This window comes from Cupriavidus sp. GW823-FHT07B10 (assembly GCF_058794355.1).
The window spans coordinates 66,161-84,383 of the sequence record NZ_JBXAGS010000013.1 but is presented as its reverse complement, the minus strand read 5'-3'; the positions used below and the strand labels follow the sequence as shown (position 1 = coordinate 84,383).

The following is an 18,223-nucleotide window of genomic DNA, read 5'->3' as shown; positions in this document are numbered from 1 at the left end:
ATCGATCTCCGGGTCCCGTTCAGGCTGCGGCTTCGGCCAGCGTTGGGTAGTCGGTCAGGCCTTGCGCACCGCCACCGAAGAGCGTGCCGCGGTCATGCTGCGCGAGCGGCGCGCTAACGCGTAGGCGCTCGGGCAGGTCCGGGTTCGCGACAAACGGACGGCCAAAGGCGACCAGGTCGGCCCAGCCCGCCGAAATCGCTTCGCGCGCGCGTTCCGCGGTGTACTTGCCCGCATAGATCAGCACGCCGGGGAATGCTTCGCGCAGCTTGCGCTTGAATGCCGCCGGCATCAGCGGCGCATCGTCCCAGTCCGCTTCCGCGACGTGGAGGTAGCCGACGCCGAGTTCACCGAGCAGCCTGGCCGCGGCAAGGTACGTGGTTTCGGGATCGTCGTCGACGCAGCCGTTCAGCGTGGTCAGCGGCGCGAGACGGATGCCGACGCGCGACGCGTCGCCCGTGCCTGCGATCAGCGCCTGCGCGACTTCACCAAGGAAACGCAAGCGGTTTTCCAGCGACCCGCCGTATGCGTCCGTGCGCGTGTTGGCATTCGAGTCGATGAACTGGTTCACGAGGTAGCCGTTCGCGCCGTGCAGCTCGACGCCGTCAAAGCCCGCATCGATGGCGTTGCGCGCGCCGGCGCGGTACTGGTCCACGACTTCGCGGATCTCGTCGGCGGTCAGCGCGCGCGGCGCGGAGGCCTGGACGAAGCCGGGCGTGCTGCCGTCCTCGCCGGCGATGAACACGTTCACGCCCTGCGCCTGGATCGGCGACGACGACACGGGCTGTTGCCCGCCAAGCAGGCTCGCGTGGCTCAGCCGGCCCACGTGCCAGAGCTGCGCGAAGATGTGGCCGCCCACCGAGTGCACGGCATCGGTCACCTTGCGCCATCCGGCCACCTGCGCGGGCGTGTGGATGCCGGGAGTCCATGCATAGCCCTTGCCGAGCGGCGCGATGTAGGTGCCTTCGCTGACGATCAGGCCGGCGCCCGCGCGCTGCGCGTAGTACGCGGCCATCAGCTCGTTGGCCTCGTCGCCGGGCTGGCTGGCGCGCGAGCGCGTCATCGGTGGCATTACGACGCGGTTCGGCAGCGTCAGCCCGCCGAGTTGAAGCGATTGGAACAGCGGATCCTGGGTCATGGTGCGTGTCCTGTCGGATCCGCGGCCTGCTGGCCGCGGAGGGATCGATGAAAGACGGGTCGAAAAAGAGTCGAAAAAGGGTCGCTGCGCGTTCAGTCCCATTGCGGCGCGAGGCCGTCGGGGCTGACTTCGCGGCCGTTGCGCTCGAGCGCGGCGATCTGCGCCATGTCTTCGTCGCTCAGGCGCAGCGTCTGCGCGAGCAGGTTGCTGGCGAGGTTCTCGCGCTTGGTGGACGACGGGATCACCGACAAGCCGAGATGCAGCGCCCAGGCCAGCACGACCTGGGCCGGCGTCGCCTGGTGCCGCTGCGCGATCGCGCCGATCACCGGGTCACCGAGCACCTTGCCATACGCCAGCGTCATGTACGACGTGACGTGGATACCCTCGCGCTGCAGGAAGTCAACCAGCTTGCGGCCCTGCAGATAGGGGCTCAGCTCGATCTGGTTCGTCGCGATCGCGTCCTTGCCGACCGCGGCGATCGCCTGCTTTGTCAGTTCGATGTTGAAGTTCGAGATGCCGATCTGCTGCGTCAGGCCTTTCTCCTTCGCCTCGGCGAGCGCGGTCATGTAGGCCTCGAGCGGCACGCCGTTGCCGGGGGCCGGCCAGTGGATCAGGGTCAGGTCGACGTAGTCCGTGCGCAGCTTCGCCAGGCTTTCCTCGAGGCTGGGCACGAGCTTGTCCTTGGCGTAGTTGTCGACCCAGATCTTCGTCGTCAGGAAAAGGTCGTCGCGGTGCACGCCGGAAGCGGCGATCGCCTCGCCCACTTCCGCTTCGTTGCCGTAGATCTGGGCAGTGTCGATCGCCCGGTAGCCGAGTTCGAGGCCGTTGCGGACCGAGTCGATGACAACCTGGCCTTGCAGGCGGAACGTGCCGAGGCCGAAAGCGGGGATATTGCGCATGGTGTGCTCCTTGGAAGGGACCGGTTTGATCTGGAGGAGATTCTGCCGGCGGAAACTGATGAAATAAACGCCGTTACTGGACAAAAATATTTGATTTCAAATCAAGTATTGATGCCGCCCGGAACGGGCTTTAAATCCGTTCAAGGGCGCCGTTCAGAGGGCGCGCAGGCTGCCTTCCAGCCGGTAGAAGTCCAGCGACGGCGCGGTGAAGAACGAACGCGAAGTGCCGGCGGCAAAGTCGTCGAGGTGGACGACCGTGGCCCGGTCGGCTTCCTGCCATGAGATCGCATAGATCTCGCCGGCAACGTGCTGCCACGTGTAGGCGACTTCGCCCGTGGCACCGGCGAAATCGCCTTCGGTGATCTCGTAGCGCATGTGGATGCCGTCTTCGGCATAGGCGTTGATCGCGGTCAGCCCGGCGTAGCGGACTTCGAACGTCTTGCCGGCAAACGGTGGGCGATGGGTCGGTGCGTTCATGGACGGTTTCCTGCGAAGGCGTGAAATTAGGAAGCGATGGGCCATCAGTGTGCCCGCTTTACTATTGCCAAAAAAGTGGTCTATAAACCAAACTGTCTTGATTTCAGATCAACAATGAACATCACGCTCGACGAACCCCAGGCGTTTGCGACGGTGGTTGACACCGGCTCGATCACCGCCGCCGCGCAGCAGCTGGACCTGACCGTGTCGGCCACCAGCCGCACGCTCGCGCGGCTCAGGAAAAGCTGAAGACCACGCTGCTTCGCCGGACCACGCGCCGCCTCGAATTGACCGAGGAAGGCCGGGCATTCCTGCAGAACGCGCGGGCAATCATCGACTCGGTCGAAAGCGCCGAAGAACAGATGCTGGCGCGGCGCGAGAAGCCGTCTGGACGCCTGCGGGTCGACGCCGCGACGCCGTTCATGCTGCACGTGATCGTTGCCGCTCGTGCGCGGCTATCGCGAGCGCTATCGGCAGGTGGAACTGGAGATGAACAGCAATGAAGGCATCATCGACCTGCTCGAGCGGCGCACCGACGTGGCGATCCGGATCGACCGCCTGAAGGATTCGACGCTGCACAGCCGGCTGATCGGCAACAGCCGGGTGCGCATTCTCGCCACCCCCGCCTATCTCGACACACATGGCCAGCCGCGCAAGGCCGAGGACCTTGGCAGGCATGCCCTGCTCGGCTTCAACCAGCCCGAGTCGCTGAACGTGTGACCGGTACTTGGCGCGGACGGCGAACCGTACCGGATCGCGCCGGCCCTGTGGTTGTCGAGCGGAGAGACGCTCAGGCAACTTGCGCTCGACGGGGCAGGCATCGTCTGCCTGTCGGATTTCATGACCGCGCAGGATCGCGAGTCCGGGCGCCTGGTGCAGGTCCTTGCGCGCCACACGCAGGACGTGCGGCAGCCGGTGCATGCGGTCTACTACCGCAACACGGCAATCTCGTCACGGATCGCGTCGTTCGTCGAGCATCTGATCGAGGTGCTCGGCAGCAGGAGCCCCGCGCGCGGGGCGGCGACGTGGACGGATCGGTGATATCGCGGAATCTCAGGACTGCCGCGCGGCTTCGATCTCCTCCATCAGGATCGGGATGGCCATATTGCAGGAGTGAATACCCATCACGGTGGTGAGTTGCAGCACCTCGAGAATTTCTTCCCGCGTGGCGCCATGCCGGATGGCATTGCGCATATGCCTGCGCGCGCCGGGGGCATACAGGTGGGTGGTCGCCGCGTTGATGGCGACCATGATCAGCTCCTTGACCTTCGGGGGCAGCGGGCCCTTGCGGTGCGGCACGCTGCGGAACGCCAGATAGGCTTCCATGAACTCAGGGTCAAGTTCGCGCATCTGGTCCCACAGGACGTTCCAGTCACCCCGCGCGATATGCTCCTCGCACAACGGGGTCGGAATACGCTCGGTTTCGGTCATGCCGCGTCTCCTACCAGTGATTTGCCTGGGCCAGCAACAGCTCCGACGCCCGCTCGCCGATCATCATGGCCGGCGCATTGGTATTGGATGAGGCGATCGTTGGCATCACCGAGGCGTCGGCGACACGCAGGCCCGCGATGCCATGCACGCGCAGCCGGGAATCGACCACGGAGCTGTCGGGCGTCCCCATGCGGCAGGTGCCGACCGTATGCCATGCGGTCTGCCCGATCTGCCTGGCGTAGTCGAGCAGTTCCTCGTCGCTCGTGACGGCCGGTCCGGGCCGGTTCTCCTCGATGACGATGTCGCGCATTGTCGGCTGATCGGCGACCTCGCGGATCAGGCGCAGCATGTTGACGGTGGTGCGCCGGTCCCGCTCGTCCGCGAAGTAGTTGGGCTGGATCGCCGGCGCCGCGGTCGGATCGGCCGACATGCAGTGGATGTTGCCGCGCGAGAACGGATACAGCATGAAGCCGCCCACGGAGAAGCCCGACCACCGGTCCATGCCGGCGATCTTGCTGCGGGAGTAACGGTCCGCGCCGCTGATGTGGTAGATGCGGATCATCACATCCGGATGCATCGCCTGCGGCGAGGACCGCGTGATGGCGTGCGCCGTGGAAGACGTTCCCGCAAGCAGTCCCTTGCGCTGCAGCAGGTACTTGAGTCCCGCGCGCATCTTGTGCCACGGGCTGTTCATCAGGTCATTGATGGTTTCCGGAATACGCGTCCGGTAGGTACAGCGGACCTGCAGATGGTCGGACATATTCTCGCCCACCGCTGGCAAATCGCACCGGACCGGAATGCCCAGCTTTTCCAGATGGGCGCGCTGGCCGATGCCCGACAACTCCAGGATCTGCGGCGACTGGATCGCGCCCGCGCTCACGACTACCTCGCAGCGCGCATTGGTTACGTGGCGGCGGCCTTGCCAGGTGTACTCGACCCCGGTGCAACGCCCGCCTTCGACGATCACGCGGCTGACTACCGCGTGCGTACGGATCACGAGGTTGCTGCGCCGCTGCGCGTCCTTCAGGTAACCCACGGCGGCACTCCAGCGGCGGCCGTTGTAGGCGGTCTGCTCAAGATAGCGCACGCCTTCGTAGCTGACCGCGTTGTAGTCCAGCGTCTCGCGGATGCCCTGGCTCTTACAGGCGGCGATCCATGCATCGGAGATCTGGTCGGGCTCGCGCACGGCGCGGTCCGTGATGCGGATCGGCCCGTCCCTGCCCCGCAGCGGATTGGCGCTGTACTCGGTCGACTCGAGCTTTCTGAAGTACGGCAGCACGTCGCTGGCGCTCCAGCCGGTGACGCCCTGGCTGGCCCAGCTGTCGTACTCGGCCGGATCGCCCCAGACGTAGGCCATGCCATTCAGTGCGCTGGAACCGCCCAAAACCTTGCCGCGCGGCCAGTAGATGTTCTGGCCTTGCATGTACTGCTGCGGCTCGGTCTGGAAGCGCCATGCGTAGGTGTCGTTCGTCAGCAGTTTGCCCACCCCCAGCGGGATATGGATCCACACATGGTTGTCCTTGCCGCCGCCCTCCAGCAGCAGCACGCGGTGCTTGCCGCTTTCCGTCAGCCGCGCGGCGACCACGCAGCCGGCCGAGCCGGCCCCGACCACGATGAAATCGAAATCCTCGCGGCTCATTTCGCACCCGTAGCACGATGCTTGAAGGAATCGCGCCGGAAGCTGTAGAGCGCGTTCGGATCGACCTGCACGTCGACGATGGCGGGCTGGCCGCAGGCGACGGCATCCGCGACGGTTCGCGCCAGGTCCGCGGCGCGGTCGACGCGGAATCCATTCGCCCCCCAAAGCTCGGCCAGTTTGTCATACGGCGGGTTGGGCACGTCCGCGCCAAGGTAACGTTTGCCGAAGAAGTCGCGCTGATAAGCCTTTTCCGCGCCCCAGCAGCCGTTGTTCATGACGATGCAGACCGTGTTGATGCCGTTCGCCACGGCCGTGCCGATCTCGCTGCTGGTCATGCCAAAGCCGCCGTCGCCCATCAGGCTGACCACCGTGCGGCCCGGGTGAGCGAGCTTCACGCCGAGGCCGCATGCATATGAGAATCCCACCAGTCCGAAGTCGAGCGGCGTGAACAGCGCGGGTGGCTGGAAATAGTTGAGCTGGTCGGTAGCCTGCAGGCACAGGGTGCCCGCGTCCATCGTGAACATGGCGTCCTGTGGCAGCACATCGCGCAAGGTCTTGAACAGAAAGCCGGGCTGCAGCGGATCCTGCGCGGTGCCGGCTTCGATGTCGCGTGTTTCCAGCAACGCGCGGCGGCGCTCGGCAAACCCGGTCGTCCAGGCCGCAACGTCGGCGCCCGGCTGGTGACCTCGCAGGGCGTTTGCAATGTCGTCGGCTGCCGTGCCGGCATCGCCGAGGATTCCCTCCTCCACGGGGAAGAAGCGGCCAATCGCGGTCGGCTCGACCTCGACCTGGATAATGGCGGCCGCCGCGTTGATATTCTCCGCTGAATAGAACGTCGTGTTGAATCCCAGGCGCGTGCCGAGCGCCAGGATGACATCAGCCTGGCGCGCGAGATCGGACGCGACCACGTTGCCGCGCGGGCCCATCTGGCCTGCATAGAGCGGATGCGAACACGGGATGGCATCGCCATGACCCGGCGACATCGCTACGGGAGCATTCAGCAATTCGGCCAGCTTGAGCACGCTCGCGGCGTGGCGGCCATTCTTGACGCCGCCACCGGCAACGATCAACGGCTTTTTGGCCCCGCGCAGCCATTGTGCGGCACGCTCCGTCACGCCCCTCGGCGCACCGAAGGCGCCGTCAAACTGGCGGCCATCCGGCGCATAGGCAGTGGCGCCAGACTCGATGGTTTCGGCCAACAGGTCGCGCGGCAGGTTCAGCAGCACCGGACCCCGGCGCGGGCTCAGGGCCGTGCGGAAGGCCTCGCGCATCATCTCGGCAATGCGCGAGGACTGCGTCAGGGTCCAGGTCTTCTTGGTCACCGGGCGGAACAGCGCCTGCTGGTCCACCTCCTGAAAAGCATCGCGGTAGATGTGGGCGGAAGACAGCGAACCGGCAAGCGCCACCACGGGTGAATAAGCGGCGTACGCCTGCGCCAGGCCAGTCACCAGATTGGTGGCACCGGGGCCATTCTGGCCAGCGAGGAATACGCCGGCCTGTCCGGACGCGCGGGCAAAGCCGTCCGCCATATGCACGCCGGTCCTTTCATCGCGCACTCCGATGAAGCGAATCGAATCGGCATCGTATAGCGCGTCGAAGATCTCCATGCCGGCGGAGCCGATCAAGCCGAATACATGCGAGGTGCCTTCGATCCGGAGGGATTCGACAACGGCCTGGCCGCCAGTGATTGCGCTCATGTAAAGGGTCTCCTTGTTTATTCAACCTTGGCGCCGCTCGATTTGACGATGCGGTCCATTTTCTTGATATCCGCCTTGATGAAGCGGTCGAAATCGGCAAGCGTGAGCTGCTGCGTGACCAGGCCCTGCGAGAGGAGCTTTTCACGGACGTCGGGAAGGTCGGACACCGCCCGCATTTCGCCGGCAAGCATTTCCATCACCGGCTTCGGCGCTTTCGACGACATGACCAGCGCGTACCAGATGCTGTAGTCGAACCTGGCAATGCCGAGCTCCTGCACCGTCGGCACGTCCGGCAGCATCGGCGAGCGCTCGGAGCTGGTCACGGCAAGCGCGCGCAGCTGGCCCGAACGCGTGAACGGCAGCGCGAGCGCGACCGGCGGGAAGGCGGCGTCGAGCCGGCCGCCGACCACTTCCGCGACGGCTTCCTGCACGCCCTTGTAGGGGACATGCAGCATCTTGATGCCGGCTTCCTGGTTGAAATATTCCCCAGCCAGATGCGTGGCCGCACCGACCCCGGCGGAGCCGTAGCTCATGCTCTCCGGCTTGCGCTTGGCCATGGCAATGAACTGCGGCAAGGTCTTGGCCGGGTGGTTGGCATTGACGACGATCACCGAGGGTGACGAGGCGAGCAAGGCAAGGCCTGAGAAATCGTGCAGCGTGTCGTATGGCAGGTTGTTCTGCAGCGCCGGATTGACCGCATGCGCCGATGAGACGAACAGGATCGAAGACCCGTCCGCAGGCGCCTTCAACACCATTTGGGACGCCACCACACCGCCCGCCCCGGGGCGGTTCTCCACCAGGACAGGCTGGCCGAGCCTGGGCGTCAGCTTTTCGGCATAGATGCGGGCAATGATGTCGGTCAGTGCGCCGGCAGAAAAAGGCACGATGATCCGGACAGGCTTGGCGGGCAGCAGCTTGGTGTCAGGCTGCGCCGCCGCGATGGTTGCGCCGAGCGCGCAGAGCAGCGCGACCGCAACAGCTCGGGTTCGCTGAAGCATCATGGACGTTGTCTCCGGTGTTGTCATTTCAAATGTCGACATTTGAACTTTAGCAAACGCGCATCGCGTGCGCAAGGAAGATCAGGACGCTGTCACTGTGACTGGAAACGCCGCCGGCGAAGGACTGGATTCGAGCCTGGCGAACTCTGCCATCGCCGCGTCGCGGTTTTCCAGCGCCAGCTTGCGGTGTGCCGCACCGGCGGCCTCGCCGTCTCCGGCAATGATGGCGTCGACAATCTGCCGCCACATCGCCATCGACGCGGCGCGCCGCTCGGGCGTCGTCAGTCCCATGCGGATATAGCGGCCGATGCGCTGGGCGAAGTCGGCGACATATGCCGCCAGCACCACATTACCGGACATGTCCATGATGTAGGCCACCAGCTCACCACTCAGCGTGGCATAGCGGGACAGGTCATCGATGACCGCTGCCATTTGGTCAAGCGACCTGTGCAGCACAGGAATGTGCTCGGGCGTGCAGCGCCCGGCGGCAAGCGCCGAGCCCGTGGCCAGCAGCGAGGCGCGCACTTCATACAGATCGTTCAGTTCCTGTGCCGACAACTGAGTGACGTGCGCGCCCCGTTGCGGCTGGATCTTCACCAGTCCCCGCTGCTCCAGCAGGCGCAGCGCCTCGCGAATCGTTGCCCGGCTGACGCCGAATGCCTCGGCCAGCTCGACTTCACGCAGCCGCGTGCCTGGCGAGAAACTGCCAGTCATGATCGATTGCACCAATTGCTCCGCGATCTGCAGCGGCAAGGTCTGCAGCAGTTGCGGCTCGAATTTGGTTTGCATAGCCCCGATGATCAAATGTCGAATGTCGACATTGTCGCAGGAATTGCCGCGTTCAGGCGCGTTCGTTCCGCTCCATGACACTGGGCTTCACACCTGTACACCTGGCGTCGGATGGTCAATCAGCGTGCTTCAGCAGCGCCAGCGCCTGCTCATGCAGTGCAGGGGTCGACGCCGCCACAATACGGCCCGAAAAATCCATGTCGATTGGATGCCCGTCCCAGTCGGTCACAACGCCGCCCGCGTTTTCTATCACGGGCACAAGCGCCATCACGTCGTAAGTCTTTAGACTGGCTTCAACCACCAGGTCGCAATGCCCCGATGCGAGCAGCCCGTACGCATAGCAATCCGTACCAAATCTGCGCATGCCGACCTTGCGACTGAGCGCAGCGAACGCTTCCGCATCCGGGCCGGAAAACATGTCCGGCGATGTGGCAAAGAGTCGAGCCTCTCCTATCGACGTGCATGAACTCACGCGCGCTTCAGTTCCGTTCAGCGTGGTTCGCCCGGAATGTCCGATCCAGCGCTCGCCGAGCGCAGGCATTTCCAGGACGCCCAGAACCGGCTTGCCGTGATTGAGAAGGGCAATCAGGGAACCGAACAGCGGCACACCGCAGACGAAGCTCTTGGTGCCGTCAATGGGATCGATTACCCAGCTCAGCCCCGCTTCAATCGAGCCGCCATGCTCCTCGCCGAATACGCCGTGCCCTGGGTAGCGGCTTGCGATCATGGATCGCAATTCCGACTCAATCTCCCTGTCGGCCTGGGTGACGGGGCTGGCGTCCGATTTGGTCGAGACTGCCACGCCAGATCGAAAGTAGTGTCTTGCCTTTGACCGCGCGGCGTTAGCCAGCTCCTCAGCCAATGCAATCAGCTCTTGAAGCGAATCAGTGTCCACCTTTTCACCCATAAGATTAGATTATGAAAAGCATAATATCATCAGTGATTGTCTAATGCTGCGGTGAATTCTATGCTCCGACGCACTGCTCGACGCATGTCGCGAAAGCCGGGCAACAAGGAGATCGTCAACATGGAATACCACCTCAAATCCCCTGCCATCCAATATGGTGCCGCCGAGACCTCGTCGCCGCAGGTACGGCAAGTCGTGGAAGACGCGCTGCGCGGCATTCGGAGCCGCGGCGACGCGGCAGTGCGCGATCTGTCCGTGAAATTCGATAAGTGGGACCCGGCGTCGTTCCGTCTGACGCCCGAGCAGATTGAAGCTGCCATCGCCCAACTGCCAGCGCAAACCCTGGCCGATATTCGCCAGGCCCAGGCCAACGTGCAGCGCTTCGCCCAACTCCAGCGCGCGTCCATCACGGATTTCGAATCCGAGGTCCAGCCTGGCATCGTGCTCGGACAGAAAAACATCCCAATCAACTCGGTCGGGGCGTATATCCCCGGCGGGCGCTATCCGCTGCTGGCGTCGGCACACATGATTATCACGACGGCCAAAGTTGCGGGGGTCAAGCGCGTCATCGCCTGCACGCCGCCGAATCGCGGTGAAATTCCTTATGCCTCCGTGGCCGCCGCACATTACGCCGGTGCCGATGAAATCTATCTGTTGGGCGGGGTGCAAGCCGTTGGCGCCATGGCCATTGGTACGGAAACGATGCAGCGCGTCGACATGCTCGCAGGCCCGGGCAATGCCTACGTGGCGGAAGCGAAACGCCAGCTTTTCGGTGAAGTCGGAATCGATTTGTTCGCGGGCCCCACCGAGGTGCTCATCATCGCGGACGAATCCGCGGATCCGTTCATCGTCGCCACGGATCTGATCAGCCAGGCCGAGCACGGTCCCGATTCACCGGCAGTGCTGGTCACGACGTCGCGGGCTTTGGGCGAGGTCGTACTCAAGGAAATGGATGCCCAGATGTCAAACCTGGTGACGCGAGAGGTGGCCCAGGCCGCATGGCGCGATTTCGGTGAGATCATCATTACGGACACCATCGAAGAGGCCTTTGCCGTATCCGATCGCTACGGCAGCGAGCACGTCCAGGTGCTGACCAGGACCCCCCGGTACGCGCTCGAAAAGCTGACAACCTATGGCGCTCTGTTCATGGGGGAGAATACCTGCGTGTCCTTCGGCGACAAGGTCATCGGTACCAATCACGTTCTGCCGACCCGCCTCGCCAGCCGTTACACCGGCGGGCTTTGGGTGGGGAAGTTCCTGAAGACAGTGACGTACCAGGAAATCGCTTCGCTGGAAGCAAGCGCCGCAATGGGGGAGCTGTGCGCGCGCGCATCACGTGCCGAGAATTTCGAAGGGCATGCGCGATCGGGGGACGTGCGTGTTGCCCGTGCCAAAGGCACCAGGCCTGACTGGGCGGTGAAAACCGGCGCGTGAGAAGCGCGATCTCAATCGGCAGAAGTTCGACCCTTCACTGACAAGCTCCGAGCATTGCCCGCCATTGGCAGGGCAATGCTTGCTTCCTTTCGGCGGTCCCGGCTTCTCAAGCTGGCTCTCACGCAACGGCGCCGCGCCGCGCGTGAGACAATGCGCAAATCCTTGTACCTTCCATAAGGTTTACTTGTGACACTTGTGCAGCTTGAGGCATTTATCCGGGCCGCTCGCCTTGGCACGTTCAGTGCCGCGGCCGCTGAAATGGGCATCAGCCAGCCTGGCGTTTCCGACCTGGTGGGGCGTCTGGAGGCTGAGCTCAGTACGAAACTCTTCTATCGCGCAAACAAGCAACTCGTGCTTACCGTGGCGGGGGAGCAGCTTCTGCCATTTGCGGAGCAATCCACGGTGTCAGCCGAGCAAGGTGAACGAGCCGTCAAAGCTATGATGTCGCTCGGCGGGGGAACCGCGACCTTCGGGTTGTTGCGCAATGCGGACTTCTATCTCAGTACCAACCTGGCAAAGCAGTTCCACGCCCTTTATCCAAATGTACGCATCCGGCTGATCGGCCAGAACAGCGCGGAGACGGCCACTGATGTGGCCTCAGGTTACCTGGAGGCAGGTCTTGTCACGCTCCCGGTCGACGATACCGATCTGGATGTCGTGCCCCTCGTTCGCGACGAAGTCTGCTTCGTGAGTGCAGATACGGAACACTGCGCAAAACCCGTTTCGATCCAGGATCTGAGCGAAGCCCGGCTCGTCTTCTATGACGCGCACTATGCCGACACCGACCCCGCCAGGCGCCAGATCATCGACCGTGCAAGGGTCGCTGGCATTCGCATCTCGCCGATGATCGAGGTGGAATACCTGACGTCCGCCCTGGCGCTTGTCAGCGAGGGGATCGGAGACACGATTGCCTGCCGTGCCGCCATCGCAAGCGATCGCTTTCCGCCATCGCTGTTCCACGTCTCTTTCAAAGAACCCCTTTACGATACGCTCGCGCTGGTCAAGCGCAGAGGTCAATTGCTGTCTCCGGCGACGCGCGAGATGGCGCGACTGGCACACGACGCGCTGATGGCTTATCAGCGTTCCGCAAAAGGCACCGCGGAAATCCTGCCCACCGCGTCGGCGACGGACTCCTTTTTCTTCTGACTTTCTTCCTTCTCATGGACAGGACAGCCTGCATCGCAGGCTGTCCTGAATACCGTCGATCCGAACGCTTCGGCGGCACGCTTTTTCGCCCCTCCCTTTCCTCCTCATCGCCATAGTCGCCCTGGCCCTGTTTGCAGAGCGCTACAGCTGTTCCCATCGTCAATCCATGACCTCGTGCACCGACAAGTGCGTGCGCAGGCATTTGTGCAAAGCGCGAATCACAGGAATAGCACTGCTCACGGGTAAACGCTCATAAGAAGATCTTTGACTTCGATTTCTGACATGTCTACGATGCCTGTGACATGTCAGTAACCGTTGTCATGAATAACAGCAGAGCCTACGGAGTCGTTCATGGTCACCCCTACCCAAAACCCTGAAGTCAGTACGCCGCGCCGTCGTGTACTGCGGCAACTTGCCATGGCTGGCACCGCCAGCCTGGCATTCCCTTTCATCAACAGAGGTGCGCTTGCTGCCGACAAGCGGATCGTAGTCCGTGATCCGGGCGGCCCCTACTCGGAAGCCTTTGCGGAGGCGTTCTATCGCCCGTTCAAGGCAGCGACTGGCATCGAAGTGGTTCCGGTGGTTGCGCAATCGGATCCCACCGCGATGATCAAGGGAATGGTTGAGGCAAAGAACTTTGCCTGGGACATGGCGTTGCTGAATCGCCAGTCTCAGGAAGTCCTGACGGATCCTTCCACGGGCGTGTTCCTGGAAGAGGTTCGCGTCAATGCCCCGGAGATTCCGGCCAGGTACAACAGCCCGTACATGATCGCCACGCTGGTTCTGCAGACGGTGCTTGCGGTCCGCACCGATAAGTTCAAGGACCGGCCGCTGCCGAATTCCTGGGCTGACTTCTGGGACATCAAGAATTTCCCTGGCCGCCGCGCGTTGCGTCGCGCGCCGCAAGACACGCTCGAAGAAGCTTTCCTCGGCGGTGGCGGGGCGGCCGCTTCCCTGTATCCGATTGATGCGAAGGCTGCATTCGCCAGCCTTGACCGGATCAAGAAGAACGTCAACGTCTGGTGGACCAGTGGCGCCCAGACTTCCCAGATCCTGAAGAGCGGTGAGGTGGACATTTGCCCCACCTGGAATGCCCGGGCACAGGCGGCCATCGATGAAGGGGCGCCGGTGAAGATCATCTGGAATCAGGGTCTCTGGAGCACGGAAGGATTCTGCATTCTGAAAGGCACGCCAAAGGCCGACATCTGCCGCGAGTTCATCAAGTTCACGTGCGATGCAAAGCGCCAGGCAACGTACACGAAGATTCTGACTTACGGTCCCTCCAATCCGGACGCGTACAAGTTTATCGATCCGGTCCGGGCGAAAGCGCTGCCCACCCATCCCGACAACATTTCCAGGGCCATCCAGATCGACGCGAAATACTGGGGCAAGAGCAAGGACAAGCTGACGGAATCGTTCAATACCTGGTTGCTGGCCTGAGCAGAAGACGGTGGAAGGAAATGGAAGTCATGAATAGAAATATGCTTGAGCATCGTTCCGCAGTCGGCGGCATAGCGCGCGTGGCACGGATGAGCGAGCCGGTCATCCAAGGCGGCCAGAGCAGTGAAAAGCTCCGGATCGCCGGCCTGTCCAAGCGCTATGGCGAGACGTTCGCCCTGACCGCCACTGACCTGGTTGTGCAGCAAGGCGAATTCGTCACGCTGCTTGGCCCGTCGGGTTCGGGAAAAACGACGCTGCTGATGATGATTGCGGGGCTGACCCAGCCAACGAGCGGCGAAATCTGGATCGAGAAGAAGGACGCTACCTTCTCGCCGCCTCATCGCCGTGACATCGGCATGATGTTCCAGAGTTACGCGCTGTTCCCGCATATGACTGTGGCGGAGAACATCGGCTTTCCCCTGCGCATGCGCGGCATGAGTGCGGAGCAGATCCGGCAGGAAGTCGACGCCATCCTCGACCTGATCAAGCTTCCCGGCATCCATGGCCGCTTTCCGACCCAGCTCTCCGGTGGCCAGCAGCAACGAGTTGCGCTGGCGCGGGCGATTGTCCACAAGCCGTCGATCGTGCTGATGGATGAACCGCTGGCCGCGCTCGACAAAGCCCTGCGCTCCCATATGCAGACCGAGATTCGTCAACTGCAGAAGGCGCTGGGTATCACCGTTCTTTACGTCACCCATGACCAGGAAGAGGCGATGACGATGTCGGATCGCATCTGCCTGATGAACAATGCGGCGATCGAGCAAATCGGCTCGCCGGAAGACCTCTATTTCTCCCCGCGCACATTGTTTGCCGGCCAATTCCTGGGGGATTCGAATTGCGTCCGCGGCAAGCTCTCTGGCATCGACGCGGCCTCTGGCACGGGGACGCTGAGCCTCCCCTGCGGTATGACGCTTCGCGGGCGCGTCGCGGACTCTGCAAAGGTTGGCGCCTCGGCAGTTCTACTGGTCCGACCCGAATCCATCCGGGTCGGCGCTGACAAGGCCGATGCCAATGTCAACCAGATCCCGTGTGCCATTGAGGAATGCACGGTGATGGGTTCGCTTTCCCGCACGCGCATGAAGCTGGACGACGGTTCGACGATGGTTTCGGTTGGCCTGACCCAAGCCACAAAGCCGATAACGGGGGGCAGGAGCCAGATTGCATTCGACGCGCCAACCGCCATCATCTTCGGAGAGAAGCATGTCTAGCGCGGCCACCTTCCGTGGGCGCTGGACCGGCCCGGCCCTGGTCGCCCCCACACTGATCTTCCTGCTGGCTACGGTCTTCGTTCCCGTTGTGCTTTTGCTGAGCGCGTCATTGTTTGGCAATGACGGCTTCTCGTCCACCTCGTTCACGCGGCTGGTGCGCACGCCTGTCTACACCCAGGTGCTCATCCAGAGTCTCTATCTGTCGGCCGCCGCGGCAACCATTGCCGTTATCGCCGGCTTCCCCGTGGCCGCGGCCATCACGCGGGCGACACCCGGCTGGCGTCAATGGCTTTGGCTTGGCGTACTGCTCCCGTTCTGGACGAGCTTTCTGGTTCGCACCATTGCCTGGATCGTGATTCTTGGCCGGACCGGCGTGGTGAACAGCTCCCTCGTAAACATGGGGGTGATCAGCGAACCGATGGAGCTTCTGTATACAAACTTCAGCGTCGTCGTTGGCCTGGTTCACGTATTGCTGCCTCTCGCCATCCTGACCATGCTGCCGGTGTTCGAATCCATCGACAGACGGCTCCTTTCAGCCGCGCACACGCTCGGCGCGCAGCCAGGGGTGACATTCTTCACGGTCTACTTGCCGTTGAGCGCCCCCGGGGTGACTGCCGCATGGCTCTCGACCTTCATTTCCGCACTGGGTTTCTTTATTACACCGGCGCTGCTTGGCTCCCCCAAACAAACCATGATGGCCCAGCTCATCATCCAGCAAGTGCAGGAAATGCTCGATTGGGGCCTGGCAGCTGCACTAGCCGTCGTTACATTGCTGGCAACGCTCATCATCTACTGGCTCTATGACAAACTGGTAGGCCTGTCGACAATGACGGGCGACACATCGAATACCAAGGCCGGCAACCGCTCTGGCACGGGGTTCATTCGCAATGCCGCCTTCAGCGCATGCTGGGTTGCGGGCAAGGCTGTAGACCGGTTCATCGGACCCGCCGTCTCGCGTCGCCCGAAGGCCGATGGGGCGCAGGGCATCTCCAGGCCAATCGCGGTCGGCATCATCGTTGCCCTGAGCCTTCCGGTGCTGCTGTTGATTCCAGAGTCCTTCACCACGAGCGCCTTCATCGACTGGCCGCCCCAAGGATTCACGCTTCACTGGTACGAGGAGATCTTCGCGTCGCCGCTCTGGACCTCGGCAATCCAGCGCTCCCTGGGAGTCGCCGTGGGCACGGCGATTCTGGCAAGCGTCATCGGCATTCCGGCGGCGTTCGCCTTTGCCCAACAGAAGCTTCCGCTGCGCTCGCTGGTTCTCGGTGCAATCCTGGCGCCGATGATCCTGCCTCGCATCATCGTTGCCCTGGGCCTTTTCTACGTGCTTTCCCGTATCGGCTGGCTGGGCTCGTCGCTTGCCCTGGTTATCGGGCACACGGCACTGGCGGTTCCGTATGTGGTCATCACGGTATCGGCGGCACTGCGTTCCTATGACCGCCGGCTGGATGCGGCGGCCAGTATCTCCGGTGCCAATACGCTAACAAGGCTCCGGCTGATTACCCTTCCCATTATTGCGCCGGGAATCCTGTCCGCATTCATCTTTGCATTCGTCACCTCGTTTGACGACCTGACCCTGGCGCTGTTTGTCAGTGGCGGGATGTTTACGACGCTGCCGAAGCAGATGTGGGACGACGCCCTCCTGAAGGTCAGCCCGACCCTGGCGGCGGTATCCGTCCTGCTCTTTGCCGCCATCCTGATGGTGATGGCGATCTCCTACCTCCTTCGCCGCAAGTCGGCCAAACTCGCGAGCGCAGCATGACGAGCGATCCTGTACAAGACGATGTGGTCGTCATCGGCGCGGGCATCATCGGCGCAACCGCTGCCTACAACCTGGTTCAGCAAGGTCGGCGCGTGACCATCATTGACCGGCAGGCGCCTGGATATGGCTGCTCGTTCGGCAATGCCGGCGGACTGAGCCCGGGCATCAGCTTCCCGCTCGCCATGCCGGGCATCTACCGGCACATTCCGGAGTGGCTGGTGAATCCCGCGAGTCCGGTGACGGTATTGTGGAAGCACCTGCCGGCTGCGCTGCCCTGGCTGTTGAAGTTCCTGCACGAGGCAACCCCCGCCAGGTCACGCGTTGCAGCCGAAGGCGTGCGCAAGATGATGCGAAACTCCCTCGACGACTATGCGCCGATCATCGCGTTCGCCGGCGCGGAAGACCTGGTCCACCACGTGGGTCAGCTCTATCTTTACAGCACCGACGAGGGCTTTCAGGATGAGCAGCGTGCGCTGCGCACCCGGACCGAGCTCGGGATCGAACAGCGCGTCCTGAGCGCTCGGGAACTGAGGGAGTATGAGCCAGCCCTGTCGGACATCTTCAGGCATGCTATCTACTTCCCAGGCCACGGCCACTGCTCCAATCCACAGCAGTTCGTGGAGCGCATCGTCAGGGCATGCGTCAACAAGGGGGGCGCCCGGCTTGTCCAGCAAGATGTGATTGACCTCCGGCCAGGCAGCCATGGCGTTCGCGTACGCACCAGCGGCGGCGAACGTCTCGCCGGACAGGTTGTGATTGCGGCCGGCATCCATTCCAAGTCTCTGGTCCAGCCGCTCGGCTGGCGGGTTCCCCTGGAAAGTCACCGCGGATATCACCTGCAAGTGAGTGACACCGGCGTAGGTGTCTTGCGCAACGTCATGTGGGCAGAGCGGAAGACGCTCGTGACACCGATCAATGACGGCTTGCGTGTTGCCGGAACGGCCGAGATTGGCGGATTGCATGCCGCGCCGACCCGGAGCCGCTTTGATCAGCTCCTGGCGACGCTGCGGGAGGTTTACCCGGATGCCAGGACCGAGGATCGGAAGGAATGGATGGGCCACCGGCCTTGCACCCCTGATTCGCTCCCCGTCCTTGGCCCGCTGCCAGGCAACGAACGTATTATCTGTGCCTTTGGCCATGGCCACATCGGATTGACTGCCGCGTCGTTCACGGGGCGCGCGGTTGCACTCGCGGCGGCAAACAGCGTCATCAGTGAAACGTGGCGCGAGTTTTCCATCTCGCGCTTTGCGTAAGGAGCAGC

General features: G+C 63.0%; 15 protein-coding genes and 1 pseudogene. 7 read left to right on the top strand and 9 right to left on the bottom strand.

Annotated features, from left to right (window positions below):
* Positions 1 to 19 precede the first annotated feature (19 nt).
* The 3 genes from AC1Q6V_RS24155 to AC1Q6V_RS24145 all read right to left on the bottom strand — a co-directional run bounded on the left by AC1Q6V_RS24155 (position 20) and on the right by AC1Q6V_RS24145 (position 2,511).
* Positions 20 to 1,135 carry an alkene reductase gene (locus AC1Q6V_RS24155; protein WP_010811841.1) on the bottom strand — a complete coding sequence of 372 codons (1,116 nt, stop codon included), beginning with the start codon at positions 1,133 to 1,135 and terminating at the stop codon, positions 20 to 22.
* 92 nt (positions 1,136 to 1,227) lie between these two features.
* Positions 1,228 to 2,034 carry a 2,5-didehydrogluconate reductase DkgB gene (gene dkgB / locus AC1Q6V_RS24150; RefSeq protein WP_010811840.1) on the bottom strand — a complete coding sequence of 269 codons (807 nt, stop codon included), beginning with the start codon at positions 2,032 to 2,034 and terminating at the stop codon, positions 1,228 to 1,230.
* Positions 2,035 to 2,187: 153 nt separating this feature from the next.
* Positions 2,188 to 2,511, bottom strand: coding sequence for a MoaF-related domain-containing protein (locus AC1Q6V_RS24145; protein WP_058698407.1), 324 nt, complete (start codon positions 2,509 to 2,511; stop codon positions 2,188 to 2,190).
* A gap of 114 nt (positions 2,512 to 2,625) precedes the next feature.
* Here AC1Q6V_RS24145 and AC1Q6V_RS24140 point away from each other — a divergent pair.
* Positions 2,626 to 3,552, top strand: a pseudogene (locus AC1Q6V_RS24140) (LysR substrate-binding domain-containing protein).
* A gap of 12 nt (positions 3,553 to 3,564) precedes the next feature.
* On the opposite strand, the gene AC1Q6V_RS24135 reads toward AC1Q6V_RS24140, so the two are convergent.
* Genes AC1Q6V_RS24135 through hisN form a run of 6 tightly spaced genes read right to left on the bottom strand, consistent with a single transcriptional unit; the run spans position 3,565 to position 9,972 of the window.
* Complete coding sequence (locus AC1Q6V_RS24135; RefSeq protein WP_010811836.1) at positions 3,565 to 3,942, bottom strand: carboxymuconolactone decarboxylase family protein; 378 nt, start codon at positions 3,940 to 3,942, stop codon at positions 3,565 to 3,567.
* A gap of 10 nt (positions 3,943 to 3,952) precedes the next feature.
* On the bottom strand, positions 3,953 to 5,581 hold the full coding sequence (locus AC1Q6V_RS24130) for a GMC family oxidoreductase (RefSeq protein ID WP_010811835.1): 1,629 nt from the start codon (positions 5,579 to 5,581) through the stop codon (positions 3,953 to 3,955).
* Positions 5,578 to 7,278, bottom strand: coding sequence for a thiamine pyrophosphate-binding protein (locus AC1Q6V_RS24125; RefSeq protein WP_454749740.1), 1,701 nt, complete (start codon positions 7,276 to 7,278; stop codon positions 5,578 to 5,580). Before AC1Q6V_RS24125 ends, AC1Q6V_RS24130 begins: the two co-directional genes overlap by 4 nt.
* A 17-nt stretch (positions 7,279 to 7,295) precedes the next feature.
* The gene (locus AC1Q6V_RS24120; protein WP_439671720.1) at positions 7,296 to 8,318 is read right to left on the bottom strand and encodes a tripartite tricarboxylate transporter substrate binding protein; all 1,023 of its coding nucleotides are present in this window, start codon (positions 8,316 to 8,318) and stop codon (positions 7,296 to 7,298) included.
* Between the two features lie 39 nt (positions 8,319 to 8,357).
* Positions 8,358 to 9,146: a GntR family transcriptional regulator gene (locus AC1Q6V_RS24115; RefSeq protein WP_454749738.1), complete on the bottom strand. Its 789-nt coding sequence runs from the start codon at positions 9,144 to 9,146 to the stop codon at positions 8,358 to 8,360.
* A 34-nt stretch (positions 9,147 to 9,180) separates the two neighbouring features.
* Positions 9,181 to 9,972 carry a histidinol-phosphatase gene (gene hisN / locus AC1Q6V_RS24110; protein ID WP_010811831.1) on the bottom strand — a complete coding sequence of 264 codons (792 nt, stop codon included), beginning with the start codon at positions 9,970 to 9,972 and terminating at the stop codon, positions 9,181 to 9,183.
* Positions 9,973 to 10,092: 120 nt separating this feature from the next.
* Between hisN and hisD the strand changes: the two genes are divergently transcribed.
* The 6 genes from hisD (at position 10,093) to AC1Q6V_RS24080 (ending at position 18,215) form a co-directional block, all read left to right on the top strand.
* Positions 10,093 to 11,406 carry a histidinol dehydrogenase gene (hisD, locus tag AC1Q6V_RS24105; protein ID WP_010811830.1) on the top strand — a complete coding sequence of 438 codons (1,314 nt, stop codon included), beginning with the start codon at positions 10,093 to 10,095 and terminating at the stop codon, positions 11,404 to 11,406.
* Positions 11,407 to 11,592: 186 nt separating this feature from the next.
* Complete coding sequence (locus AC1Q6V_RS24100; protein WP_010811829.1) at positions 11,593 to 12,552, top strand: LysR family transcriptional regulator; 960 nt, start codon at positions 11,593 to 11,595, stop codon at positions 12,550 to 12,552.
* 351 nt (positions 12,553 to 12,903) lie between these two features.
* Positions 12,904 to 13,992, top strand: a complete 1,089-nt coding sequence (locus tag AC1Q6V_RS24095; protein WP_454750526.1) for an ABC transporter substrate-binding protein — start codon at positions 12,904 to 12,906, stop codon at positions 13,990 to 13,992.
* 29 nt (positions 13,993 to 14,021) lie between these two features.
* Positions 14,022 to 15,200: an ABC transporter ATP-binding protein gene (locus AC1Q6V_RS24090; RefSeq protein WP_439668877.1), complete on the top strand. Its 1,179-nt coding sequence runs from the start codon at positions 14,022 to 14,024 to the stop codon at positions 15,198 to 15,200.
* Positions 15,193 to 16,962 (top strand): ABC transporter permease subunit, encoded by a 1,770-nt coding sequence (locus AC1Q6V_RS24085; protein WP_058698406.1) that lies wholly within the window; start codon positions 15,193 to 15,195, stop codon positions 16,960 to 16,962. Before AC1Q6V_RS24090 ends, AC1Q6V_RS24085 begins: the two co-directional genes overlap by 8 nt.
* Positions 16,959 to 18,215, top strand: coding sequence for an NAD(P)/FAD-dependent oxidoreductase (locus AC1Q6V_RS24080; protein ID WP_454750527.1), 1,257 nt, complete (start codon positions 16,959 to 16,961; stop codon positions 18,213 to 18,215). Before AC1Q6V_RS24085 ends, AC1Q6V_RS24080 begins: the two co-directional genes overlap by 4 nt.
* The last annotated feature ends 8 nt before the right edge of the window (positions 18,216 to 18,223 follow it).